Source organism: Fusobacterium sp., assembly GCF_032477075.1.
GTDB lineage: Bacteria > Fusobacteriota > Fusobacteriia > Fusobacteriales > Fusobacteriaceae > Fusobacterium_A.
The window spans coordinates 41,728-68,668 of the sequence record NZ_JAWDXO010000004.1; the positions used below are offsets into that span (position 1 = coordinate 41,728).

The following is a 26,941-nucleotide window of genomic DNA, read 5'->3' on the forward strand; positions in this document are numbered from 1 at the left end:
AAGTTTGATATCTTATAGAATATATTAACTATCTTACTATAAAATGATATCTTAATAATAATTTTCTTTTTCTATTAAAATAATAATATTTCTTTTAATATACTTATAAAAACCTCCTTTCATCTATAACATAGGAAAAGGAGCCTTGGGGAAGAGCTCCTTTTAACTATATATAAATCATCTTGGGGAAGAGATTTGTTATATTTATTCTTTAAAAATTTTATTTTCCTTTTTATAAAAATTAAAATTTTTTAAAAAATGGAATTTTATTTTAAAACCTCATCAAAATTTATGAAAATTAATTTTTTAATTATAAAAAGGAAAAAGGAATGAAAAAGAGATTAATGAATAATAATTTAAAAATAATAATTGTCTAAAATTGTAGATAAAATTTATAAAAAAAATGCAAGCAAAAATTTTTTTTACTAGTTATTTTTTATATCTTAAAATGAACTTTTAAAAAATAGTAAATTCTTTAATCAAAAACATATTAAAATGGAGAGTGAGAATATGAAAAAAAAGAAGGTTTCAGAAAAAACTTATAGATTATTTGGATGTCGTTTTGTTGAAGAAGATTTTAATTATATAAATAACGAGCTGGAAAAAATAAATGAAAAAAGAGAACTATCAAATAGTACAATACTTTTAGAACTATTTAAAATGTATTATGAGGAAAATAAAAGTAAAAAAAAGAGAACTCATATTGTACAATAAGAAGTATTATTATTAGAATATACTTATTAATATTTTATAGTAGATGTGACTGGCTGTATTAATATAGATTCCATAAAATATTCTCCATTATATTAAAAAGAGAAACTTTCTAACAAAGTTTCTCTTTCCCCCAGTCTAATCAAATTTTAGTCTTGATAATAATTATACAACTCAAATTTTATTTTCCTTTTTTATTTTATTATTTTTATATTTTTCTATAATTCTCTTTAACATATATTTTTATATGACACTTAAAAAATTTTAAAAAATATAAATTTTTTTATATCTTCATTTAAAATAAAATTATTATAGTTTACCACTAGAAAGATAAATATTTCATTAAACAGTACTATATTCTTTAAAAAAATTTTTTAACTTTTTCTTAATTCTTTGTATGGCATTATCTACTGATTTAGGAGTCCTTCCTGTTTTTTTAGCTATTTCCATATATGTCATTTCTAAAAGAATATATTCAAAAAGTTCATTTTCCATTTTACTTAAATTCATTTTTACATATTTTTTTAAAGCATTATATTTTTCTTTTTCTAAATAAATTTCTTCTGGATTATAATAATTTTTTACAGTTCCTGAATAATTATAATCATCATAATGAAAGTCATCTTTTTCAGTACAAATAGAAAGAGCAAAATTTAATATTTTATTTTTTCCAGTAAAAGAACTTTTTATTACAGTGATTAAATGTCTTTTAATGCATAGGGCAGCAAAAGTTTTAAATGAAGCTTTTTTATCAAAGTTATAATAAGTTATAGCTTTCAAAAGACCTATTCTTGCTTCTTGAAGAATATCTTCCTTATCTCCACCAATAATAAAATAATTTCTTGCTAAAAAATAAATAAGTTTGTTAAAAGATTCAAAAATTTCATTTATTGCTTCATCATTTCCTTGTTTAGCTTTTTGAATCAGGTATGGATTTTCCATAAAAATTCCTCCTTAACATTTTATATTATTTTGTTAAACATATTACTAAGAAGAGAAAAAATAGAATATGTTAAAACCATGTAACTTATATATTAAATTTCAAATCCTTTTTAAGTTTTTTAACAGAAGTTCATATTTTTTATATAGTTAATATTTAAAATTTAAAATATTTAAAAAGTATCAATTTTACATTAAAAATTCTATACAGCAGAAAATAATAAATCTCTAGTGAATTTTATATTTACAAGCTTTAAATAAATCCATTAAAATAAAATAAGCAATAAACTTTTCCATTATAAGTTATTTATTAAACTATATATTTCTACTAAAATATTTTCTCCTATAATAAAATTATACTTTTACCAAAAGATATTCCTTTTTTGGCAAAATTATTTTTTAAAATATAAATAAAATGAAAACAATAAAACTTACTAAGAAGGCATAATATTCTATAAAGCAAAAAGTATATTTTTAAACAATATAAAATAAATATAACAAAAAGATTAAATTTTAAAAAAAAGTGAACAAAATAGCAATAAAAATGACATTTTTTTGATAGAATACTTTTTATTGAAAAAGAAAAAATATAGAAGTAATAAATTACATACATATATGTTAGTTTTATATTATAAAAATTTTAAAAATAACATATATGTATTTTAAATATAAAAATAATATTCAATTAATAATAATTTACTCTTAAAATAATTTAAACTTACCATAATATTTCTTTTTTTATTTTTCCATTATTCTCATGTTTATATAAACTACAATTTTTAAAAAAAATATAGTTTCAAAAAATGAATTTAGTTTTTTAAAAGTATAACTTAAATAAAAACCTAATTTTTTTTAAATATTACATCCTTGGGGGAAGTTATTATGGAAAATTGGTATATAATCCAAAAAATAAGAAAAGGAAATCAAAGAGCTGTTGAAAAAATTATAAAGAAATATGAGAAACTTATTTTTTCTACTGCTGAGAAATACTTTTTTTATGGTGCTGAAAAAGAAGATGTTTTACAAGAAGCTTATATTGGTTTTCTAAAAGCTGTTAATTCATACAAGAGAAATAAAAATACCTCTTTTATAACTTATGCAGTTGTTTGTATTAAAAATCATTTAATAGCTACTTTTAAAAAATTTAATTCAAGCAAACAGCAAATATTAAATGAAGCTATAAATAATTCTTCCAAAAATATGTTAAATATGTATGAAGGTTTCACCTATAAAATATTTCCCAGTAAGCAATTCCATACTCCAGAAGAAATATTAATAGCTAAAGAAAAAGCTGAATTATTACAAAATTTTTTAGAAACTAATTTAACAAAGGCTGAGAAAGAAATACTAACATACATACTTAAAGAACTTTCCTATACAGAAATATCAAAATTAACAAATAAAAGTCCTAAAGTTATTGATAATGCTATTCAAAGAATAAAAAGGAAAGCTAAAGCATACATGAAAAAATATGATTCTTATGATATTTAAAGTAAAAAAGATTTTTTAAGAATATCTCTTTTTTATATTGAATACCTTAATTAGATCGTATTTTAACAGCATTTTTTGAACACAAATAGAATTAAAAATTTTCTTATATAATATTTTTTTTATTTTAAATTTTTAAATCTTCTCTTCAGCATTTAAACTCTACTAGTCTAATCGTATATACATAATTTCTAACTCTTAAAAATTTCAGAAATTTTAATAAAATTAATATATTCATAAAACATTGTATCTCTATCACTAAAAAAATTTATCTAATACTTCTATAGCTTTTATAAGTTTTTAAATAATATATAAAAAATCTACAGAGAGGTAATAGCATTAGTAGTGATAGAATATTTGTTAAGTGAGTATATTTTTATTAAATTTTAATAGTACTTTTATAAAAAATATCATTAAAATTCTTCTTTAAATCTATATTTTTTAAAATGTATCAAATCTGTATTACATTTTTTTTGAAAATATGCTATTATATATGTTACTTACTGTTAAATAAGCAATAATAATTTGTTGGAGGAATTTTTATATGAAATTATTAAAAGAATATATAGAGAAAAATGGCAAAGCCATTGGAACGAATATTCTAAAAGTAGATAGTTTTTTAAACCATCAGATAGATCCCAATTTAATGATGGCTATGGGAGAAGAATTCAAAAGAAGGTTTGAAGATCAAGGAGTTAATAAAATACTTACAATAGAAGCTTCTGGAATTGCAATAGGTTTAGCTGCTGCTTATGCTTTTAATGTACCTCTTGTTTTTGCTAAAAAGAAAATTCCTTCTACGATGGGAGAATTTTATACAGCCAGAGTATTTTCATTCACTAAAAATAAAGATTATACAATTTGTGTAGCTAAAGAATTTTTAACACCTAATGATAAAATACTTATTGTAGATGATTTTCTAGCTATGGGAAATGCTGTATTAGGGCTTAAAACATTAGTTGAGTCTGCTGGTGCTGAAGTTATTGGTGCTGGTATAGCAGTAGAAAAAGGATTTCAGCAAGGTGAAAAATTATTGACTGATAATGGTGTTAAAGTTGAAGCTCTTGCTGTTGTTGATTCACTTGAAAATGGCATTATCAAATTTAGATAAATTAACAAAAAAAAGTTTTTATAAAAAAAACTATTGACATTTTCTTTTTATGAGAGTATTATAAGTTCATAATAAATTTTAATTTAAAGGGAGATAATTATGAAAGTTACTAAAGTTCTTAAAAACACATTACATCATCATCATAGATAAGAGTTTGTCTTTGTGAATTTGATTCATAGATACAGACTCATGTTGTAGTTCAAAAACGAGTCTGTATCTATGGTGGAACTTAATGCTTTCTAATTTAGTTAAAGCCATCTGGATACTTATGTCAGATGGCTTTTTTATTTTAATTTTGATTTAATAATTATGGAGGGAGATCTTTATGAAAAAATTATTTATGGCGGTTTTAGTTATTATGGTATTGGCTTCTACTAGTTTATTTGCAGCTGATGGTTCTTTGGAAAAAGTAAAAAAAGATGGATATTTTGTAGTTGGGTTAGATGCTACATTTGCTCCAATGGGATTCAGAGACGAAAATGAGGAAATAGTTGGATTTGATATTGACCTTGCTAAAGAAGTTGCTAAGAGAATGGGTGTTGAAGCAAGATTTAAACCTTGTGAATGGGATGGAATCATTTTTGATCTTAGAAGTAAAAATATTGATATGGTATGGAATGGTATGACAATAACTGAAGAAAGAAGTAAACAGGCTGCTTTCTCTACTCCATATCTTGTAGATGGTCAAATTATTTTTTCTAGAAAAGGTGCTGAAATAAATAAGGTCACTGAATTAGAAGGAAAAGTAGTAGGAGTTCAATTAGGAAGTTCTGGATCATTGGCTGTTGAAAGAAATGCTATTGCTCCAAAACTTAAAGAAATCAAAAAATATGCAACGAATGTTGAAGCACTTCTTGATCTTGAAGCTGGAAGAGTAGATGCAGTAGTCATGGATGCCATCTCTGGAAAATATTATAATGCTAAGAAAAATACTTTAAGTTTTTCTGAAGAATCTCTATCTGATGAATACTTTGCAGTAGCTTTAAGAAAACAAGATAAAGCCTTATTAGATGAAATCAATAGATTGTTAGATGAAATGAAAAAAGATGGAACATTTGATCAAATTTCTTTAAAATGGCTAGGAACAACTAAATAATAAGGAGAATAAAACTTTATGGATGGAAATGTAATATTTATTTTAAAAGGTATGAAATTAACTGTTAACTTATATATTGTAACTATGCTTTTCTCTCTTCCTCTAGGGATATTATTATCCCTAGGAAGAGTTTCAAAAAATACAACATTAAGCAATATAATTCAAGTGTATACATGGATATTTAGAGGAACTCCTCTACTACTCCAGCTTTTCTTTGTGTACTATGGTCTTCCAGTAGTTGGTATTACTTTATCGCCTTTTGCTGCTGCTTCTCTTACATTTGTTATAAATTATACAGCTTATTTCTGTGAGATATTTAGAGGAAGCATTCTGGGAATTGATCCAGGACAATATGAGGCTGCAAAAGTACTTGGTATGAAGTACTGGCAGACTATGATTAGAATAATAATTCCACAAGCTCTTATTACAGCACTTCCACCATTATCTAATGAAGCTATCTCTCTTATTAAAGATACTTCATTAGTTTCTGCTATTGGAATGGCTGAAATATTAAGAAATTCAAGAGAAATTGTTACTCGTGATTTCTCAATAACACCATTTTTTATATGTGCAGTTGTTTATTTAGGGCTTTCTACAATAGTTGTTTTATTCTTTAAAAAAATGGAAAAAAAGGTGATGATATAATATGATTATCCAAGTTAATAATTTATCTAAACAGTATTTAGAAGGAGATATAATACTTAAAAATATCAATCTTGATATAGAAAAAGGAGAAGTTGTTTCTATTATAGGTCCATCTGGTGGTGGAAAATCTACCCTTCTCAGATGTCTTATTGGGTTGGAGGAAATAGATTCTGGAGATATAAAAGTTCCTGATAAAAAGAAAATGGGAATGGTTTTTCAATCTTTTAATCTTTTTCCTCATAAAACAGCAATTCAAAATATAATGGAGTCACTGATAATTGTAGATAAAATGGATAAATCTGAAGCAAAGAAAATAGCCTATGATCTTTTAGAAAAAGTTGGACTTAAAGATAGAGCTGATTTTTATCCTAAAGCTCTTTCTGGAGGTCAAAAACAAAGAGTAGCTATTGCCAGAGCTTTAGCAAGAAATCCAGAAGTTTTGCTTTTTGATGAACCTACATCTGCTCTTGATCCTGATATGGTAAAAGAAGTATTGAATGTTATTGAACAGCTTAGAGAATCAAGTAATATAACCATGATAATAGTAAGCCATGAAATAGATTTTGTTAATCAAATTTCTGATAGAATAGTTGTTATGGAAAATGGAAATATAAAAGATATAGTAGTGAATAAAAAGAAGAGACAGGTTTCCTAATATGGAATACCTGCCTTTTTCTATTTTAGAATTATTTTTTCCAGCTGTTATATAAATCAGCTATTATGTCTTCTATTGGTGCTTTTATTATTTCTATATCAATAATTTCTGGATATTGAGAAAGTTTTTTAAAAATTTCATTTATTTTAATTCTTTCTTTATCAAACTTGTAACTATGTTTTCCTTCTTCTGTAATTATAAGTTCCATTTCATCTAAAATTGGAGCTTCACCGCTTGAGGTTATAATCAATCTAGAAGAATTATTCTGTACTTTTCTCAATTCTTCAAATTTTCCATCAAAAGCTATCTGTCCTTTAGAGAGCAATATTATTCTTTCTGCCATCTCTTCCAAATCATCCATATCATGACTTGTTACAATTATTGTTACCCCTTTCTCCTTATTTAATTTTTTTAAAAAATTTATCATTTTTTTCTTTGCAAGAACATCAAGCCCTAATGTTGGCTCATCTAAAAATATTATTTTAGGATTATGCAGAAGCAGCATTCCTAAATCAGCTCTCATACGTTGACCTAAACTAAGTTCTCTTGCAAATGTTTTCAATATGTCAGATAAGTCCAAAAGTTCAATAACCATAGCAAGATTTTCATCAAAAATATCTTGTGGTATATTCCATACAGATTTTTTCCATTCATAACTCGTTATTACAGGATGATCCCACCAGAGTTCTGTCCTTTGACCAAATAGCACTCCTATATTTTCCATAAGCTTTATTCGTTCTTTCACAGGTGACATTCCTAATACTGAAATATTTCCACTAGTTGGTTGTAATATTCCTGAAAGTATTTTTATTGTAGTACTTTTACCAGCTCCATTTGCCCCAGCATAAGCCAAAAATTCTCCTGGTGATACTTTAAAAGACAATCTATCTAAAGCTTTTATCTCTTTTCTTTCTGGTGAAAAAAGATTTTTTATTATATCCTTTATTTTTCCACTCCTTTGCCACTGTACATATATTTTACTTACATCATCTATGACCAAAGCTGGAATATCTTGGTGAACCATATTTTGCATAATATCTCATCCCCTTTTTAAAAACTAATACAGCTAAAATAAGAAACATTGCTGCTATTATTATCATAAATATCATAATATTAAATTTACCTAAAAGTATTCTGCTTGGTAACCATGCTATCATTCCAACTGGTATCAGTGAACAAAAGAAAATCTGTGTTGATTTACTCATTCCTCCAAGTGGATAGTTTTTTAATGATTCAAACATTTCAGTTCCAACTGATGCTATTTCTTCTGCTGCAGCTGGAGCATAAAAAGCTGTACAGGATAATATGTATATTGTACATATCATTATAGTACAAGAGGCTGCTAAATTTACTAAAAGCATTACTACCCATATGCCAGAAAAACTTATTTTAGAAGAAGAAATTGAATAACAGACTAATCCCACACCACAAAATAATACTCCATTTCCAGATACAGGGGAAAATCCTTCTGTTGCTAACTGTATCCATACTGGGAGCGGTTGTATCATTTTATGATCCATCTGTCCTCTTCCTATTGTTCTGCTTATTTGCCCTGCATTATTACTTATGAAAAACAATGCAAATATGCCTTCTACCAGTACAGAATATCCTAACATAAATATTATCTCTTTTTCAGTCATTCCTCCAATACCATCAAATTTTACTGCTAAAAGAAACACTCCCACCACAACTGCCAATGTTGATATCATGTCAGAAAATATATACATCAAGCAATATTTAGTATCTCTTAAAAACCATAATAAATCCATCTTTCCATATATTTTAAACATTCTTATTAAAGTTTTTATTTTATCCACCAAATGAAATCATCCTCTCTTCACTTTTTATAAAAATTTTTATTCCAGCTATCCATAAAACGATATTCCAGAATATCTGTATTCCTATTATTTTTATAGTTTCATTTTCTATACCTGTATATATTGTTAATGGAGCATTTCCAATAGAACCAAATGGAAGCAGTGTAAATACTTTTCCCAACCCCCATGGAAAGAATATAAAGGGAATTAGAGCCCCAGAAAGCAAAGAATATATACTTTCTCTTGCTCGTGTTGCAGCCCAGCATCCATTTTTTAATCTTATTGCAAAGGAAGCAAATAATAAATCCAATGCAAAACCTAAGGATATACTTAATATTAGACTTATAAATGCCAGTATTCCATTAAAAAATGAAACAGGAAATGGATTTATCCCCAATAATGGAGATAATACCCATAAAGGTAGTCCATAAAATAAAAATACAGGTATCCAATATCTTCCAATTGTTTCTGCAATAAGACTTATTATTACAGACATTGGTCTAGTATATCTTCCAATAATAGAGCCTTCCCAGAGTGCAGAAGTTGCTGGTGTTACAATATCCAACTGTGGTTTTAAAATAGAAGACATTAATGAATATGTAAGTATTTGTGATAGCTCCACTCCATCAAAACTTTTTCCATCTTTTGCCAGAGATTTCCAGATTAAAGTAAGCATAATAAACTGTATAAACTTTATAAAATATTCTCCAGTGATTGTTAATATATTTCCATCAAATACTTGTTTTGCACTCATTATTATAGTTGCATAACAAGATTTTAAAACTTTATATTTCATAAATTTAATTCCTTTCTTAAAATTTGGGCATAAAAAAACCGGGATACGACAATGCGTTCCCGGATTTAGATATAACTTTAAAAATATCATAAAATTTTAAAATTTTTATGACTTTTCTATCTTTTTCCTTAGTGAAAACACATTATTTGCCGTAAATTGGACAGACTTATACACATAAAGTGCTATTTTCCCATTTTGAGCTGAGACTTCACCAATATTTTTCCAAGTTAAACTATTTTTAAATATTGAATTTGTCATGTGTTTCACCTCCATTATTAAAATTTAATTTTATATTATCATTAAAAAATCTCCATGTCAATCTTTATATTTTAGGAAAACATCACTGGCATAGCATTTATCAATGATTTAACTATATTATAATCCTCTTTAACAGCATCAGAATTTATATCTAGATATTTTTCTACATTTCCTAAATATTCTTTTGCTATTTCTTTTTCATCTATTTCAGCATAATCCCAAGCTAATTCTAGATCTGTCCATCCTTCATAGCCACCCATTTCGGCAGATTTTTTTATATGTTCCATGGCTTCAACAAATTTTCCACATTTTCTTAGAACTCTTCCTAGATTATATTCTATCCAGCTGTCATAAGGATTAAATTCAATTGCTTTTTTAAAATTTTCTGCTGCTTCTTGATTTCTCCCTAATTTAGCAAGAGTCCATCCTATCTGTGAATAAATCCATTCATCATTTCTTCCCATTTCTATTACTTTTTCAAAATATTTTAATCCCTCTTCATATTTTTCTAAAGTTCCTAAGTTCCAGCCTATTTCTGAATACAGCCAAGTATCTTCTCTTCCTAATTTCTCTGCTTTATCCAGATAAATCAAAGCTTCTTCTGCTCTATCCAGTCTTCCATAATTGTAAGCTATTTCTGAATATAACCAGTCATCTTCTCTTCCTAATTCTTGAGCTTTAAATAACCTAGCTATTGCTTCTTCACTTTTTCCAGTTCTTCCTAGACAAATAGCGAATTCACAATTCAGCCATATATCATCTCTTCCTAATTTCTCAGTTGTTTCAAGATATGAAAGTGCTTCTTCATATTTTCCAATAACATCATATGACCAAGCTATTTCTGAGTTAAGCCATACATCATTTCTGCCTAATTCTTTTGCTTTAAGATAATATTCTATTCCTTCTTCTACTTTTTGATTTCTTGAAAGACTGTATCCTATTTCAGAATATATCCATGAGTCATTTCTTCCCATTTCAATAGCTTTTTGAAGATATTTCTCACCTTCTTCAGTTCTTCCTACTGCATCTAAATTCCAACCCATTTCTGAATATAACCATATATCATTTCTTCCTAATTCTTCTACTTTTTCTAAATGTTTTAAAGCTTCTTCATTTTTGTTTAACTGCCCTAAATTCCATGCTATAGTAGAGTAAAGACGAATACTCTCATCTCCATTTTCCTCTGCTTTTTTTAATTCTGCCAGCGCTTCTTCATTTCTTCCTAAATCTCCCAAAGATAATCCCATTTCTAAATGAATCCATGCATCATCTCTTCCTAATTCTTTTGCTTTCTTTAAATACTCTAAAGCTTCTTCTGATTTTGACATGTTTCTTAAAGTCCAGCCTATTTCAGATTCAAGCCATACATCATCTTCTGATATTTTCTTAGATTTATAAAGATATTCCAACTCTTCTTCATATTTATCTAAAACTCCAAGATTCCATCCTAATTGATTATAAAGCCATGCATCACTTCTGCCTAATTCTTCAGCCTTCTTAAAATATTCTATTGCATCCTCATGCTTTTCTATTCTTGCTAGCTGCCACCCTAATTCTGAATTCAGCCATACATCATTTCTTCCTAATTCTTCAGCTTTCTTTAAATATTCTATTCCCTCTTCATATTTTTTTATGGCTCCAAATGTTACACCAATCTGTGATAAAAGCCATATATTATCTTCTTCTCCTTTCAGAGCTTTCATATAATATTCTAGTGCTTCTCCATCTTTATCTAATTGATTTAAACACCATCCTATGTGTGTAATTACCCAGTAGTCATCTCTTCCAAACTCTTCAGCCTTTTTAAAATATTCTAGTGCACTTTCATAATTATCTAATTTTTCATATATGTCTCCTATTTCAGCAAGAGCAAAAGTATTTTCTGGCTCTAATTCTACAGCCTTTTTTAAAGCGACTAATGCTTCTTCATTTTTTTCTATTCTTTGGAGATTCCAACCAAGTTCAAAATATGTCCATGCATAATCAGGATCTAAATTTTTCGATTTCTCAAAATATTCAGCTGCTTTTTCATAATTTTCCAAACCACTGTAAGCATATCCTACCCTATAATTCCATAGGGAATCTTCTTTTCCTTTCTCTTTGATAGAAAAGAGTATTTCTAAAGCTTTATTATAATTTCCTAAATTATTTTCTGCTCTTCCCCATTCTGATATAATTTCAAAATCTCTGTCTTTTTCTTCTATTGCAAGAACCATATCTACAATTTCCTGATATTTTTCTTCATCATTAAGAAGTGTTATTTTTTCTTTTAATTCTTTACTCATCTAATTCCTCCTTGAATGAATTGTATTCGGCATATTTTATTTTACCATAAATCATGCTTTATATACAATCAACTATACTTTTCAATATGTCAATTTTCAGGTGCAGATATATTTTTTATCTTTATTCATTATTAAGTTCTTTAAATCCCTCACCTAAAACTTCTGATACATCAGTTATTGTAAGAAAAGCTTCTGGATCAGTATCTCTTACTATTCTTTTTAATTTTACTATCTGAAATTTGCTTACAACACAATATATTATATCAAAAGAATTTCTTGTATATCCTCCTGACCCATCTAATATAGTTACTCCTCTTCCAGTTTCATCCATAAGCTTGATTCTCAATTCCTCTGCTTTTCTGGAAATTATAGTTACAGCTTTTGCCTTATCAAGCCCTTCCTGTATAAAATCTATAGTCTTAGTAAATACCATGGCAGCTATTAAAGTATACATAAATATTTCTTTTCCAAATAAAAATCCTACTGCTGAAAGCACTACTACATCTAGTATAAGCATAGCTCTTCCTACAGATATTCCTCTATATTTTGTCATTATTCTAGCTATTATATCTGTTCCCCCAGTAGAACCTCCAGACATAAATATTATTCCTAACCCAATTCCTCCTATAAAACCACCATAAAGAGAAGCTAAGAGTACATCATCTGTAGCCCCATTAAATCTTGAGGTAAAGCCTAAAGCAAAAGACATCATAGCAGTTCCATAAAGAGTTTTTATTATAAAATTTTTTCCAAGCATCCTCCATCCTATTATTAATATTGGAATATTTATTACAAAATAAGTTGTTCCTACAGGAGTTTTAAATAAATAGAAAATAATAAGAGCTATCCCTGTAACTCCCCCCTCAGCTAAATGATTGCTTACATAAAAATAATTTACTGCAAAAGCATATAAAAAACATCCTAATGTTATAAAAAAATAATCTCTTAAAAATCTTAAAACTTTTTTTTCTATGTTACTCACCTCTATTCTAATTTTTTAAATTTACTTCTAGTTTATTATATGGAATTTCTATATTTTCTTCATTAAAAATCTTAATAATATAAGCCATAAGTTTACTTCTTACACTATAATAATATTCCCTTTTTGTCCATACTATAAAATAAATATTTACTGAAGAATCTCCATAACTCATTATATTGATAAAACTTTTTCTTTCACTTTCCAGTCCATCAAAAGTTTTACTTATTCTCTTCAGAACTTCAACAGCTCTATTCTGATCACACTCATAAGCTACTGGTACAGTGAGTTTTATTCTTCTGTATTCATTTGCGTCATGATTAATTACATTACTGTTTATCATAACATTATTTGGAATTATTACCCTTTTACTGTCTAATGTATTTATATGAGTTGAAAATACATCTATTTTATATACTTCTCCAAAAGCTCCATTTACTTCAATATATTCTCCTACAGTAAAAGGTCTTGTAAATAATATTACCACTCCTCCTGCAAAATTGGAAAGAAATCCTTTGAGTGAAATACCTATTCCAAGACCTACTGCACTTATCATTGTTATAATAGATTGTTCTTTAAATCCAAATACAAGAAGTCCAAATAGAAAAAATATAATATATAATCCTAGTTTAATAAAGGACTTACTGAATTGTTTTGCTCCAGGATCAATTTTATCTTTTGATATCTTCTCAATATATTTTAATATTATTTGAGTAATTTTTTTACCAATATATATAATAAGTAAAAATACTAGTAGTTTAACAAAAAAAATCAAAGTATCATTTAAAATAACTTTAAATATTTTTTCTCCATCTTTATTTTCTAAAGAAGTGATTGTTGCAAAAAAGTTCATTTTAACATCTCCTCATAATGTTTTCCCCGAGATATTAATTTAAACAATCTATTTTTCTTTTATTTTTTCACTCCACAAAGAAGTCAACATAAGTTTTATGCTGTAAAAAAAGCCACTTATATTTTCTTTTATATTTCTAAAAAAGCTTTTAATTACCTTCCTATCTCCTGATTTATCTATTTTGAATTCTTTTCCATCTAATTTTACTAAAGATTCTCCATTCTTAAAATTACCAGCTTTTGAATATTTAAACTCTATAATTTTTTTACCATTTTTATCTATATATCCCCATTTTCCATTAAACTTAACTGCTGCAAGATCTTCTGAAAAAAAATTTACTTCTTCATATATCATTGGAATTTGAATTTTACCATCAAAATTTAAATAGCCATATAAAAATTTTCTGCCTTCTTTCTTATAAATTATTATTAGATCTCTTTCAACTTCATAATTTAATTCACTGTACATTTGAGATTCTTTATCTTTATAATTATAACTTCCCATTTTTCCTATCCATCTTCCATCTTTAGTCATCATTCCTTCATGATAATCTATATCTACAAGATAGATATAATTACTTTTTATAGCTATGAGCATATTATTAGGTTTAGTAATGAATTTATTATTTGAATCTATTATTCCATATAATCCAATGGAAGCTAGATCCCCTTCTACCACTCTGACTATTTTATGATTTTCCAATTTCCTTTTTATAGGAATCTCTTCTACAACATAATCATTTATTTTTATGAAATCTCTTCCAAAAAGTGTAGTTGATAGTATTATCAAAGTAATAAATAATTTTACCATAACTGTACCTCCCGTTAGAAGTGCTTTGCCCTTTAATATATTATAACCTTTATTTTTAGAAAAAAAAAGAGGCAATTAAAGTTTATTTTTAATCACCTCGTAAAAATACCAAATTATTAGTCTGGATTTATTACATATTCAGTTAATTCATTTACAAATTTAAGTGTCTTATCATTTTTATCATTTACTGGATTAAATTCTACTATATCAACTGATGTTATAAAATAATTTTTGAATAAATACTTAAATGTTTGAAATATTTCATCAGTTGTGAATCCATTTCTTACTGGTGTACTTACTCCAGGAGCCACTTCAGGATTTACAGAGTCAACATCAAAACTTATATGAAGATTATCAATTTTCAAATAGTCTTTTATTTCTTCAAGGATATTTTCCAATCCTTTTTGGAGAACTTCATCATGATAAATAACTTTTACTCCAAGCTGATCTATTATCTCTCTTTCTTTAAAGTCTAAATCTCTAGCTCCAAGTATAACTACATTTTTACTATCAATTTTAGCTCCTTCATAGAAACAGTTTACTAAATCTCTATCTCCTGCTCCTTGCAATAGTGCAAGAGGCATTCCATGAATATTCCCTGTTATAGTTGATTCATCAGTATTCATATCTCCATGGGCGTCTATCCATATTACCCCTATTTCTTTTTCTAGTGATACTCCAGATATACTTCCAAGTGCTATAGAATGATCTCCACCTATTACAATTGGTCTATATCCATCTCTAACAGCTTCATTTACAGATGCTGCAAGTCTTTCACAAGTGTTAAGAATAGTGTTTTTATATTTAAGATTCCATTCATTGAAGTTTTCCTTTTGCTTTTCAACTTCTATGATTTCCATTTCATCAAATGTATCTGGGTAGTACTCACAAAGTGTATCAGGTCCAAATTCAATTCCAGCTTTGTTTGCTCCAAGATTCATTGGAACACCAAACATCATACTCTTCATTTTTTCTGTATATAAATAAATAGCATCTTCCTCTTCAATTACATTAATATTTATAAGTTCAGGATCAGCCATTCCTTGAATATGGAGTTTAGCTTCTTTTAAATCTCTTATATAATCAATTATTTCTTCTGTTATTCTTTCACCAGGAGTTATAATAGGTATTCCAGGAGGATAAGCCATTATCATTTCTCCACAGATTTTTCCTGCACTTTCTTCAAAAAGTATAGTATTCTTGTCACTGTAAAAAGCTTCCCTTGGTATTAATACCTGTTCTGGAATAGTTGGCATTTTTATAAAGCTTCTCTTTACTTTTGTAACTTTTCCATAGAATCTTTCACTTATTGATTTTAAAGCAGCTATAAACTTATCTATACTTTCATCTGTATCTCCAATTGTAATAAGTCCTAATACATTATAAAAATCTGAAAGTTCTACCTGTATATTATAATCATCTACAAGGAGAGTTTCTAATTCAAATCCTGTAAGTCCTAATTCTTTTGCTGTAACAGTAACTTTTGTTGGGTCGAAAGCAAAAATACCTTCCTTTCCTACTATTTCATCTCCAAAGCAGAACATACCTGGAATTCTGTTAACTTCATTTCTAAATCTCTTAGCTAATTTTATAGTTCTATCTAAAAGTTCATATCCTTCTGTTGCTATCTGTCTTCTTGCACAATCCAATGAAGCCATCAATGGATAAGAAGGTGATGTTGTATGCAAAAGACTTAATATTTGCTGTACTCTATTTGTATCAATTCTATCAGAATTTACATGCAAAAGTGACATTTGAGTCATTGCTCCAATTATTTTATGTGTACTTTGAGCACATATATCTGCTCCTACATCTACTGCTGAAAGTGGTAGTTCATCATGAAAGTGAAGATGAGGTCCATGTGCTTCATCTACTATAAGAGGAATATCATAACTATGAACTATATCAGCGATTTTTTTTATATCAGTTGCTACTCCATAGTATGTGGGATTTATGATTAATACTGCCTTTATATCTGGATGCTGTTTCAGCATATTTTCTACTGCTTGAGGTCTGACACCATGGGCTATTCCTAACTCTTCATCAACTTCTGGATTCATATAAATAGGTTCAGAACCGCTTAATATGATACCAGCTGAAACTGATTTATGTACATTTCTTGGTACTAATATCTTATCTCCAGCTTTCATAACAGACATAATCATTGCTTGAATAGCACCAGAAGTTCCATTTACTGCGAAAAAGCTTTTCTTAACACCATAAGCATCTGCTGCCAATTCCTGAGCTTCTTTTATACAGCTTTTTGGCTGATGTAGTCCATCTACCATCTTAAAAATAGTTACATCTATGGAGAAAGGCCCATTCCCCATGAAATCATAAAATTCTTTGTCTACTCCTTTTCCTCTCTTGTGACCAGGTACATGAAATGGAAGAATATCTCTTCCAACATATTCATCTTTCAACACAGAGAATAGCGGAGTCTTATTTTGGTCTAGCTTTGACATCTTACCTCCTTTAGTAATTTTTTTGTTATAGATATTTATTCTTTTTTGTAATATAATGTTGAAAATAACATATTTACATAAAAAGTTAAATACGATGTATTGTAAAGCTTTTTATCTAATTAGTCAATATAATTTATTTTTTTAGGAGAAAATTATGAAAAACATACTGTTACTTATTTCACAGGGAGTTGAAATTCTTGAAGTATCCTCATTTATTGATGTCTTCGGCTGGAATATGATTGTAGGAAAAAAGGACACTCTTATTACCACTTGCAGTTTCCATAATATAATTAATTGTACATGGAATGTTAGTCTTTTGCCAGAAATAAATTTAAAAAACACAAAATTAAATTTAAAAGAATATGATGCTTTAGTAATTCCTGGGGGATTTGGTAAAGCAGGTTTTTTTAATGATATGAAAAATAAAGAATTCCATAATATTATTCAAAACTTTTATAACAGAAATAAAATAATAATTGGTGTCTGTACTGGTGTTATCCCCCTGGGGGAAAGCGGAATTCTCAAAAATAGAAAAGCTACTACTTATCTTTTGGATAATGACAGATATTTTAAACAGCTTTCAAACTTTGGAGCAATTCCTATAAGAGAAGAAATTGTAATTGATGACAATATTATTACTTCATCTGCTCCCAAAAATGCTTTAGAGACAGCATTTATTCTCCTTGAAAAATTAACTTCTAAAGAAAATATGGAAATGGTAAAATACAATATGGGATTTTAGTTTCTCTGATACTTTTAACCTACCAAATTATATAAAGAAATCCTTTAAAATTATTTTATACTAAAAAATTTTTATATATTTTTGCTTTTAGTTACCACAATATATTCTATATTATTCTATTATTAAAAAAAATTGATGAAATTTATTAGAAATTGTGGTATTCTTATTTATATGAAGACTTTTAGAAAAAATTATTTTAAAGAGGTGAGTTTTTTATGAAAATTGCTGAAAGCAATGTAGTAACATTAGAATTTAAAGTTTATGATAATGATACAAATGAACTTTTAGAGGATACACAAGAAGTTGGACCATTTTTCTATATCCATGGATTAGGAAATTTTGTTCCTAAAATTGAAGAAGCTTTAGAAGGACAAGAAAAAGGATTTAAAACTATTATGACTCTTACTCCAGAAGAAGGATATGGAGAATATGATGAAGATCTTGTTGATAAAATGGATAAAGCTGATTTTGAAGAGTTTGATGATATTTATGAAGGACTTGAATTCATAGCCGATATGGATGACGGAACTGAGCAGCAATATGTAATTACTGCTATTGAAGATGATGTTGTTACAGCTGATGGAAATCATCCATTTGCTGGTAAAAATATCAGATTTGAAGTTGAAGTAACTGGTGTAAGAGAAGCTACTGAAGAAGAATTAGAGCATGGGCACCCTCACTTTGAAGGTTTTGAAGATTAATCAATAGCAATCCAACAGGCTGACTAAAAGTGATATTTTTGCCAGCCTGTTCTTTTATATTTTAATTTTGGAGGTGTAACAATTATGAAAATCGCTTTGGGTGCGGATCATGGTGGATTTGAATTAAAAGAAAAAATAAAGACACATCTTATAAAAAATGGATATGAAGTATTAGATCTTGGAACAAATTCAAGTGATTCTGTTGATTATCCTGAATTTGGCCATGCTGTAGGATATACTGTTGCTGAAAAAAAAGCTGAATTTGGAATAGTTATCTGTGGAACTGGAATAGGTATTTCTATTGCTGCTAATAAAGTTACTGGCATCAGAGCTGCTCTTTGTACTAATACTACTATGGCAAGACTGACTAGAGAACATAACAACGCTAATATCCTTGCATTAGGTGGTAGAATTATTGGAGATATTCTTGCACTTGAAATGGTTGATACTTTCCTTACTACTGAATTTCAAGGTGGAAGACATGAGAAAAGAATCACCAAAATAGAAAATGTCTAAATTTTATTTTATAATAAATTATATTAAATTTGGGAGATGATTTTATGGCTACTATTTTTACAAAAATAATAAATAGAGAAATTCCAGCAACTATTATTTATGAAACTGATAATGTCTTGGCTTTCAAAGATATCAATCCTGCTGCACCTATACATATTTTGATAGTACCTAAAAAAGAAATTCCTACTGTAAATGATATAACTCCTGAAGATAGAGAAATAATAGGAGATATGTATCTTGCCATTGGAAAGATAGCTAAAGACTTAGGAATCGACCAAGAAGGTTATAGAGTTATAGCTAACTGTAATGAGTATGGTGGCCAGGAAGTATTTCACCTGCATTTTCATCTTCTTGGAGGAAAAAATTTAGGTTCTCTGATTTCTTAAAATTTAATTTTATTATTGAGACTGTTTCATAGATTTGAAACAGTTTTTTTATTTTAAAAAAATTAAATATATTTTAATAATATTTTTCTGTGATTATATTAATATGACTTGATAATTTTCAATTCTTTTTATATATTATTATAAAACATATTGACTTTTTTTATTTTTAGTGTATAACTTTTTAACAAAGGTTGATTGTCTAAAACTATGTCTAAAATATTTTAAAAGAGAAATTATATATCAAATTCAAATTCCTTAAGCTTAATAAAGGTACTATAATAATTAGAATTTGACTATAATTAAAGTAGCAGATAATTTTTTTAAAAACTAATTTATTAATCATAATTTTAGTACTATTTTTAACTATTTAATATTTGCTTTGTTTTTTAAACGTTGTTCTAGTCATATATAAAAAGAATGATAAAATATCTTTTTTATATATTTTTTTAATATAAAAAAGTTGATTTTTTCTAAATAAGATATATAATAAAGTATTATAAGTTTTGTCTAAAAAGACGTCTTAAAATATCAGAATACTTTTTACAAGGGAGGATTTATTATGGCAGATGCAAATATTAAAAAACATGGTTTTCTAGATTGGGTGGAAAGAGTAGGAAATAAAATCCCTCATCCTTTTATTCTTTTCTGCTGTTTAGCTGCTGCAATTATAATTATTTCAGCAATATGTACTATTTTTAAGATTCAGGTAGTTGACCCTGTTACAAATAAAGTCGTAATGGCAAAAAGTCTTTTGTCTGCAGAAGGTATAAACTTTATGTTGCAAAATATGGTTAAAAATTTTACTGGTTTCTCTCCTTTAGGACTTGTGTTAGTTATGACACTTGGTATTGGTCTTGCTGAACATGTTGGCCTTGTTTCATCATTTATGAGAAACAGTATCCTTACATTAAAAGATTACCCAAGAATAATAACTTTTATGGTAATGATAATTGGAATATGTGGAAATTTAGCTTCTGATGCTGCCATTGTTGTTATTCCAGTTATATCTGCTTTCATTTTCCTATCTTTAGGAAAACATCCATTGGCAGGTATTGCAGTAGGATATGCTGCCACTACAGCGGGATTCAGTGCTAACCTTTTAGTTGCAGGAACAGATGCACTTCTAGCAGGTATTACAACTGAAGCTGTTAAAATAGTAAATCCTGATATGCAAGTATCAGTAGTTTGTAACTGGTATTTTATGTTTGTCTCTACTTTCCTTCTTGCAATAGTAGGTACTATTGTTACAGAAAAAATAATTGAGCCAAGACTTGGAAAATATACTGGGAAAAAAATAATAACACAAGAAGAAGTTTCTCCTTTAGAGAAAAAAGCTCTAAGAAATTCTGGAATAGCTACTGCAATTTATTTAATTATTTTATTTGTAGCAGTTTTTCCTCAAAATAGTTTTCTTAGAAATGCAAAAACAGGTTCTTTATTAGATTCACCTTTATTGAAAGCTATTATTCCTATACTTTTAATACTTTTTCTAGTTGCTGGTATATCTTATGGTATTACTATGGGAAAAATTAAATCAGCTGGAGATGTACCTAAATATATGACTATTGCCATGAAGGATATGTCTTCATACATTGTTCTAGTATTTATCATTGGACAATTTGTTGCATACTTCAACTGGAGTAAACTTGGATATATACTTGCTGTTAATGGAGCAGAAATGCTTACTTCAATGAACTTGAAAGGAATTCCTCTTTTCATAATGTTTATCTTTTTGACTGCATTTATTAATTTATTTATAGGAAGTGGATCTGCAAAATGGGCTCTGTTAGCTCCTATATTTGTTCCTATGTTCTATATGTTAGGATATGCTCCATCTCTTACTCAAATGCTTTATAGAATAGGGGATTCAACTACTAATATAATTTCTCCACTATTCCCATATATGCCTATTATTTTAGGACTGGCACAAGAATATGATGAAGAATATGGAATGGGGACAGTTATCTCTACTATGCTTCCATATACAATTGCAATGCTTATCATGTGGATAATAATGGCTATTATATGGATATCTTTAGGTATTCCTTTAGGACCTGGAGAAGTACTTTATCTTTAAAAATTAACAAATAACTTATTACTGGAGGCTATTACATGAAATTTTCTGATATAGAAAATATTATAGATAAACATATAGATGAAATAATAGTATTTAGAAGAGATCTACATGAATATCCTGAACTTGGAGGGAATGAAATCAAAACCTCTGCTAAAGTAGCTGAGCAATTAAAAAAATTACCTTTGAGTGTAAGAGAGAATATAGGTGGTCATGGAATAATTGCTGATCTTATTGGAATTGAAAAAGGAAAAACTATTTTATTGAGAGGTGATATGGATGCTCTCCCTATCAATGAAAGCAATAATCTTTCTTTTTCTTCCAAAGTTCCAGATGTGATGCACGCCTGCGGACATGATGTGCATACCTCTATAATTCTTGGTACTGCCATTGTGTTAAGTGAATTAAAAAACAAAATAAAAGGGAATATAAAATTTATGTTTCAGCCAAATGAAGAATCAGCTCCAATTGGTGGTTCTAGAGCTATGATGAATGATGGCCTTTTAGAAAATCCAAAGGTTGATGAAGCTTACGCTCTTCATGTTTTTGGTAACCCTACAGGTACTGTAGCTTTTAGACCTGGAGTAGCAAATTCCAGATCAGATAGAATAACAATAGAAATCAAAGGAAAAAGCAGTCATGGTTCTCTTCCTGGAGAGGGAAGAGATGCTATAGTCACAGCAGCAAATGTTATATCTTCTATTCAAACAATCATCAGCAGAAATATGGGCCCTGGTGAAAATGCCGTGGTTACAATTGGAAAGATAACTGGTGGAAGCAGATACAATGTTGTTTCTGACTATGTAAAATTAGAAGGAACAGTTAGAACTTTTGATACTGGCACTGCTGAGCTTATAAAGAAAAGACTAAATAGAATAGTTATGGATATAGCTGATGCATATGAATGTATAGGAATATTAGACTATCAAGATGGATATGATTTTATGTTCAATGATTTAACTCTTTCTGAAGAAGTTATAAAATCATTAAATCCTTTATTAGGAAAAGATAATATCATTATTCAGCCTAATCCTTTGCCAGCAGGAGAAGATTTTTCATTCATAACTAAAAAAGTTCCTTCTGTTTTTCTATGGCTTGGAACAGAAACTGATTTTAACAAAGGAAAATGTATTCTTCATAATCCTGAATTTATGGCTGATGAAAATTCTATAAAAGTAGGAATAAAAGTTTTATGCAAACTTGTATTAGATAGATTGAATTCTTTGGAATAAATGATACCTAAAAAATAGAAGGCACTATAGTATGTAGTGTCTTTTGTTTTTTATAATTTACAAAAAAGCAGAGATTTATACTATATTCTTCATCTTATCTCTAAGATTTTAGATACAATATATTTTCTCTGCCTTTTAATTAACTCTTTTAAAATGGGGTTTTTATAGAATCATATAAATTCTCCTTCTGTCATAACTTCCCCCTGTTGTTTTAATTAAAACTTGTAACCTAATCCTGCTCCTACTATCCATTCTCCTTTAGTCTTATTCTTTCCAGAATTATTATGAGAATCTCTTTCTACAGAATAAGTTCCTTTTACATCAAATATTACTCCATTTTCTAATTCCAGCGCATATTTAGCATTAAGTCCTATACTATGCTCATTTTTGTGAGCTACAAGAATATCAAAATCGCTTCCACCTTTAAATCTTCCTATGATATATTCCTCATCTGCCCCATCTAATATTCTTGTATAGCTGACTCCTGCTGAAAGTGTACTCTTTCCTTTTTCATGAGGAATTACTTTTTTCAAATCTACTCCCACTTTTCCTACTGTATAATCAAATGATTTAGAATCAGTTTCAATAGCTAGTGTCTTATTTCCTTCATCTGCTCCATCTTGGTCTACATATGTATATGACAGAGTTGCATATGGTTCTAAGAATAAATTATCTCCTATTGGATTAGAATATCTTCCATTCAGATAAATATCATATGTCATATCATTGTAATTGTCTGAATATTTCACTATTGATTCTCCTGTGCTTGAAGCTACCTTGTTTACTGCCAGTCTGTCTGCGTCATAGTCTCCATACTGGAATCCTGCTCCTGCTGTTACTTTTAGATTTCCAATATATTTCTTAGCATAAGCTCCTAAATACATTGCACTTCCATCTACTTTTGAGTCGTTAGACAAGTCAGATTTTAATTTATTTCCTCCAATTACTACCCCAGAAGTAAGTGTATCAGATACTCCATATTCTCCGAGCATATATGCTCCAGTTATCTTAGTATCTGCATCCATGTCAGAACTTCCTATGTCATAAGTATAATATCCTTTTCCAAAGTATGTATCTTTAGTTCCTCCATCTACATGAGTAAGTCCACCATATATCATCCATTTTCCTGTGTTAGCTTTAAATTGGTTCTCTGTCACTATTTCTCTGAACATTCCTGTTGATTTTCTTGAAAGTTCACTAGAGTATGAATATGGATTTCCTACATAGATATCATTCAAATATCCTAAGAATGTTGACAGCTTTTCATCATTATCTACATTAAAGTTTCCTAATTCATCTACTGAAAGAATACTATGATATATTTTATTTAATTTTTCATAGGCTAAATCATCAGGAGCTGTTGCTTTAGTTGGAAGATTATTTTTAGCTGTAACTTCCACTTCTTTAGGCCTAGATGTTCTCTTCACAGAATGAAGTTCTGATGTTGTTGTAAAAGTTACATCTTCTTGATATTCTCCTTCATATTCTGTTACCAAACTTCCATCTAGATCAAGATTTCCAAAAGATATTATAGTAGTCATTCCAGCTCCATTTAGAGCAAGAAGAAGTTTTCCTCCATTTTCAGATTTTATTATTCCTGTATTTCCATATAGTGCATGACCTACAATTTTATCTATTCCACTTGAACTATCTATTTTAGTTGAATCTAGTCTTAGAGTAAGTACTCCATTTTCACCTATTGTTATATTTTCTGCATCTGTCACTTTTAAGCCTGTAGAATTTCCACTGCTGTCAACTATTGTTTCAAATAGAGTTATATTTGTGCTTATATTCATACTTTCAAAGCCAGAGATATTATGAAGAATATTTATTTCTCCACCAGTTGAAGTTCTTGTTCCTGTTGAATTAAAATTAAGAGTATCATTATTATCTGCGCCACCATCAAGAGTTCCATTGAGAATACTTCCAGTTTCTATTGTAAGTATATCATCTCCAGTCCCCATATTTATTTTTCCGTTGATTATTGTCCCTTCTCCTACTATGAGAGTATCAGCTCCATCTCCCATATCTATTTTTCCATTAATTATAGTATTTTGAGTGCCTATTGTCCCATTTGAATATGCAATATCTCCAGATTGAAGTATTAGTATATTTTTATTACTGCTTCCTATTATTGTTTCACTTGCTCCATCTGCTCCGCCATTTACTATTGTTCCTGATAGTCTTAATTCTCCACCTGCTGTATCAAATTTTACTGCTGTTTTATAGGCATTAATTATAGAGCCTTTTATTTCTCCTGAACCTGAAACATTCAATGTATTATTCTTTCCATTTAGTATTGAATTGTCAAATTCATTAGTTCCTCCAGAAATTACAAAACTATCTGTTGATGTTCCTATCCCTGAACCACCTTGTATAACAGCATTTTGTATAGTCATTGCTCTTTTTATTTCATTTCCACTTTCGTCATGTCCTGTTGTTATTTCTATTGGATCTGTACTCTGTTTATTATTATCAATACTTACCTTTCCATCTATATCATTGATATACAGTCCATAATTTGTTATTGTTATCCCACCATCTACTACTGAATTTCCTTTCGTTGCTAGTAGTCCATAATTATTTGCTGGATTTATATTTCCTCCATCATTTTTTATAGCATTCATAGTTCCAAATATAACTCCTGTATTTATTAGATTTTCTATTCTGCTACTACTATCATTATAAATTCCATAACCATCATTCTCTATTCCTGTTATTGATCCACTATTTGTTAGATTTTCTATACTGCTACTATTATTATTAGAAATTCCATAAGAATGACCAGAACCATTCCCTATTCCTGTTATTGATCCACTGTTTGTTAGAGTTTCTATTCTACTATCTGCATTAGAAATTCCATAACCAGTATATCGTGTTCCTGATATTAATCCTCTATTTGTTAGGCTTTCTATACTGCTCTTATTATTAGAAATTCCATAACCAAAAATACTATCCCCTATTCCCAATATTAATCCACTATTTGTTACGCTTTCTATACTGCTACTATTATTAGAAATTCCATAACCAGAAGCAATATCTGTTCCTGTTATTGATCCACTGTTTGTTACGCTTTCTATACTACTACTATTATTAGAAATTCCATAAGAATGACCAGAACCATTCCCTATTCCTGTTATTGATCCACTGTTTATTAGAGTTTCTATTCTACTATTATCTGCATTAGAAATCCCAGAACCATTATATCCTGTTGTTGATATTAATCCACTATTTGTTAGGTTTCTTATACTACTACTATTATTATTAGAAATTCCATAACTTTTATAATACCCTGTTCCTGTTATTGATCCACTGTTTGTTAAGTTTTCTATACTGCTACTATTATTAAAAATTCCAGAACCAGAATCATGATTAGAACCAGAACCAATACCTGTTCCTATTGCTGATACTAATCCGCTGTTTGTTAGGGTTCCTATACTGCTACTACTATCATTATAAATTCCATAACCAGAACTATTATTCTTTGTTCCTATTCCTGATATTAACCCACTATTTGTTAGGCTTTCTATACTGCTACCCCCATTAGCAATTCCATAACCACCACTAGCCCCTGTTCCTGATATTAATCCACTATTTGTTAGAATTCCTATTCCATTACTCACATTAAAAATTCCCCAACCATTACTCTTCCCTGTTCCTGTTATTGAAGCATTATTTATAAAATTCAAGTCATTTAAATCTCCACTCAAGCTTAATCCATAGCCTATTGTAGAACTAATATTGTTTGTTCCAGACAAAGTTATATTATTTATATAATCAGTTTCATTCCATGTATTTTCACTATATGGATTTCCATCTTTCCATTCTCCATCTGTACCACTAGTTGTATCAATACTGAATTTTATTCCGTTCTCTTCTTTTATTCCCAGATAATCATCAGCTTTAACCATTACTGTACATGAAAGTAAAAATCCTACTACTGCTCCTACTGTGATATTTCTTCCTCTCTTTTTGTTGCTGCTTTTTATAGTCTTTATAATCTTTTCGATCATCTTTTCCCTCCATGAAATTTAATTCAATTTAAAAGTAAAAACTCGTTATAACATTCTCAAATTGGCATAAAAAAAATATAATTCTATTCAATAAATGTTCACATTTATAAATAAAAGTATACTTGCAAATATTTTTCAATTTTAAAGAGTATTATTTGCAAATCAAATATTGACTTTTGATTAAATTTGAGATATTATCTATCATAGCAGCATAGTATTTAATGATTGGTTTAAAGAATTTTTTAGAAACAAAAATTTGTTAACTGTTCTCTTTTATTTATAAATACGAACTTTTTTTATTCCTTTTTCTTCTGCTCTATTCTCATGAATTCCAACTTTAGAGGAAACTTTTATAAAATTTCTTTTAGG

General features: G+C 28.3%; 23 protein-coding genes. 12 read left to right on the forward strand and 11 right to left on the reverse strand.

The genetic code is table 11. The features are described from left to right. Positions 1–510 precede the first annotated feature (510 nt). Positions 511–714 carry a hypothetical protein gene (locus E6771_RS03140; RefSeq protein ID WP_316089626.1) on the forward strand — a complete coding sequence of 68 codons (204 nt, stop codon included), beginning with the start codon at positions 511–513 and terminating at the stop codon, positions 712–714. 339 nt (positions 715–1,053) lie between these two features. On the opposite strand, the gene E6771_RS03145 is transcribed toward E6771_RS03140, so the two are convergent. Beyond that, the gene (locus tag E6771_RS03145; protein WP_316089627.1) at positions 1,054–1,653 is read right to left on the reverse strand and encodes a sigma-70 family RNA polymerase sigma factor; all 600 of its coding nucleotides are present in this window, start codon (positions 1,651–1,653) and stop codon (positions 1,054–1,056) included. An 879-nt stretch (positions 1,654–2,532) separates the two neighbouring features. Between E6771_RS03145 and E6771_RS03150 the strand changes: the two genes are divergently transcribed. The 5 genes from E6771_RS03150 (at position 2,533) to E6771_RS03170 (ending at position 6,645) form a co-directional block, all read left to right on the forward strand. Next, positions 2,533–3,141: a sigma-70 family RNA polymerase sigma factor gene (locus E6771_RS03150; protein WP_316089628.1), complete on the forward strand. Its 609-nt coding sequence runs from the start codon at positions 2,533–2,535 to the stop codon at positions 3,139–3,141. A gap of 541 nt (positions 3,142–3,682) precedes the next feature. Beyond that, the gene (locus E6771_RS03155) at positions 3,683–4,249 is read left to right on the forward strand and encodes a xanthine phosphoribosyltransferase (protein ID WP_316089629.1); all 567 of its coding nucleotides are present in this window, start codon (positions 3,683–3,685) and stop codon (positions 4,247–4,249) included. Positions 4,250–4,574: 325 nt separating this feature from the next. Next, entirely contained in the window at positions 4,575–5,345 is a 771-nt protein-coding gene (locus E6771_RS03160) for an amino acid ABC transporter substrate-binding protein (protein ID WP_316089630.1), read from the forward strand. An 18-nt stretch (positions 5,346–5,363) separates the two neighbouring features. Further along, a complete protein-coding gene (locus E6771_RS03165) occupies positions 5,364–5,990 on the forward strand; it encodes an amino acid ABC transporter permease (protein ID WP_316089631.1) in 627 nt (208 codons plus the stop codon). Between the two features lies 1 nt (position 5,991). After that, positions 5,992–6,645 carry an amino acid ABC transporter ATP-binding protein gene (locus E6771_RS03170; RefSeq protein ID WP_316089632.1) on the forward strand — a complete coding sequence of 218 codons (654 nt, stop codon included), beginning with the start codon at positions 5,992–5,994 and terminating at the stop codon, positions 6,643–6,645. 31 nt (positions 6,646–6,676) lie between these two features. Here the strand turns inward: E6771_RS03170 and E6771_RS03175 are convergent, their stop codons facing one another. The 9 genes from E6771_RS03175 to E6771_RS03215 form a co-directional block, all read right to left on the reverse strand. Beyond that, a complete protein-coding gene (locus tag E6771_RS03175) occupies positions 6,677–7,678 on the reverse strand; it encodes an ATP-binding cassette domain-containing protein (RefSeq protein ID WP_316089633.1) in 1,002 nt (333 codons plus the stop codon). Next, the gene (locus E6771_RS03180; protein WP_316089635.1) at positions 7,632–8,462 is read right to left on the reverse strand and encodes an ABC-2 family transporter protein; all 831 of its coding nucleotides are present in this window, start codon (positions 8,460–8,462) and stop codon (positions 7,632–7,634) included. The genes E6771_RS03175 and E6771_RS03180 overlap by 47 nt, the downstream gene beginning before the upstream one ends. After that, on the reverse strand, positions 8,455–9,258 hold the full coding sequence (locus E6771_RS03185; protein ID WP_316089636.1) for a hypothetical protein: 804 nt from the start codon (positions 9,256–9,258) through the stop codon (positions 8,455–8,457). Before E6771_RS03185 ends, E6771_RS03180 begins: the two co-directional genes overlap by 8 nt. Before the next feature lie 105 nt (positions 9,259–9,363). Further along, positions 9,364–9,516 carry a hypothetical protein gene (locus E6771_RS03190; protein ID WP_316089637.1) on the reverse strand — a complete coding sequence of 51 codons (153 nt, stop codon included), beginning with the start codon at positions 9,514–9,516 and terminating at the stop codon, positions 9,364–9,366. Positions 9,517–9,587: 71 nt separating this feature from the next. Beyond that, entirely contained in the window at positions 9,588–11,801 is a 2,214-nt protein-coding gene (locus E6771_RS03195) for a tetratricopeptide repeat protein (RefSeq protein WP_316089638.1), read from the reverse strand. Between the two features lie 121 nt (positions 11,802–11,922). Beyond that, the gene (locus E6771_RS03200) at positions 11,923–12,783 is read right to left on the reverse strand and encodes a YitT family protein (RefSeq protein WP_316089639.1); all 861 of its coding nucleotides are present in this window, start codon (positions 12,781–12,783) and stop codon (positions 11,923–11,925) included. A gap of 7 nt (positions 12,784–12,790) precedes the next feature. Beyond that, entirely contained in the window at positions 12,791–13,633 is an 843-nt protein-coding gene (locus E6771_RS03205) for a mechanosensitive ion channel family protein (RefSeq protein ID WP_316089640.1), read from the reverse strand. Positions 13,634–13,681: 48 nt separating this feature from the next. Continuing rightward, positions 13,682–14,443: a WG repeat-containing protein gene (locus tag E6771_RS03210; RefSeq protein WP_316089641.1), complete on the reverse strand. Its 762-nt coding sequence runs from the start codon at positions 14,441–14,443 to the stop codon at positions 13,682–13,684. 116 nt (positions 14,444–14,559) lie between these two features. Next, positions 14,560–16,908: an aminotransferase class I/II-fold pyridoxal phosphate-dependent enzyme gene (locus E6771_RS03215; RefSeq protein ID WP_316089642.1), complete on the reverse strand. Its 2,349-nt coding sequence runs from the start codon at positions 16,906–16,908 to the stop codon at positions 14,560–14,562. Between the two features lie 154 nt (positions 16,909–17,062). Here E6771_RS03215 and E6771_RS03220 point away from each other — a divergent pair, with 154 nt between their 5' ends. The 6 genes from E6771_RS03220 to E6771_RS03245 all read left to right on the forward strand — a co-directional run bounded on the left by E6771_RS03220 (position 17,063) and on the right by E6771_RS03245 (position 22,559). After that, positions 17,063–17,650: a DJ-1/PfpI family protein gene (locus E6771_RS03220; RefSeq protein WP_316089643.1), complete on the forward strand. Its 588-nt coding sequence runs from the start codon at positions 17,063–17,065 to the stop codon at positions 17,648–17,650. 215 nt (positions 17,651–17,865) lie between these two features. Continuing rightward, positions 17,866–18,351, forward strand: a complete 486-nt coding sequence (locus tag E6771_RS03225; protein ID WP_316089644.1) for a peptidylprolyl isomerase — start codon at positions 17,866–17,868, stop codon at positions 18,349–18,351. A gap of 84 nt (positions 18,352–18,435) precedes the next feature. Further along, positions 18,436–18,867, forward strand: coding sequence for a ribose 5-phosphate isomerase B (rpiB, locus tag E6771_RS03230; RefSeq protein WP_316089645.1), 432 nt, complete (start codon positions 18,436–18,438; stop codon positions 18,865–18,867). A 44-nt stretch (positions 18,868–18,911) separates the two neighbouring features. Beyond that, positions 18,912–19,253, forward strand: coding sequence for a histidine triad nucleotide-binding protein (locus E6771_RS03235; RefSeq protein ID WP_316089646.1), 342 nt, complete (start codon positions 18,912–18,914; stop codon positions 19,251–19,253). Between the two features lie 559 nt (positions 19,254–19,812). Continuing rightward, a complete protein-coding gene (locus E6771_RS03240) occupies positions 19,813–21,330 on the forward strand; it encodes an AbgT family transporter (RefSeq protein ID WP_316089647.1) in 1,518 nt (505 codons plus the stop codon). 35 nt (positions 21,331–21,365) lie between these two features. Next, entirely contained in the window at positions 21,366–22,559 is a 1,194-nt protein-coding gene (locus E6771_RS03245) for an amidohydrolase (protein WP_316089648.1), read from the forward strand. A 215-nt stretch (positions 22,560–22,774) separates the two neighbouring features. On the opposite strand, the gene E6771_RS03250 is transcribed toward E6771_RS03245, so the two are convergent. Beyond that, on the reverse strand, positions 22,775–26,572 hold the full coding sequence (locus E6771_RS03250; protein ID WP_316089650.1) for an autotransporter outer membrane beta-barrel domain-containing protein: 3,798 nt from the start codon (positions 26,570–26,572) through the stop codon (positions 22,775–22,777). Between the last annotated feature and the right edge of the window lie 369 nt (positions 26,573–26,941).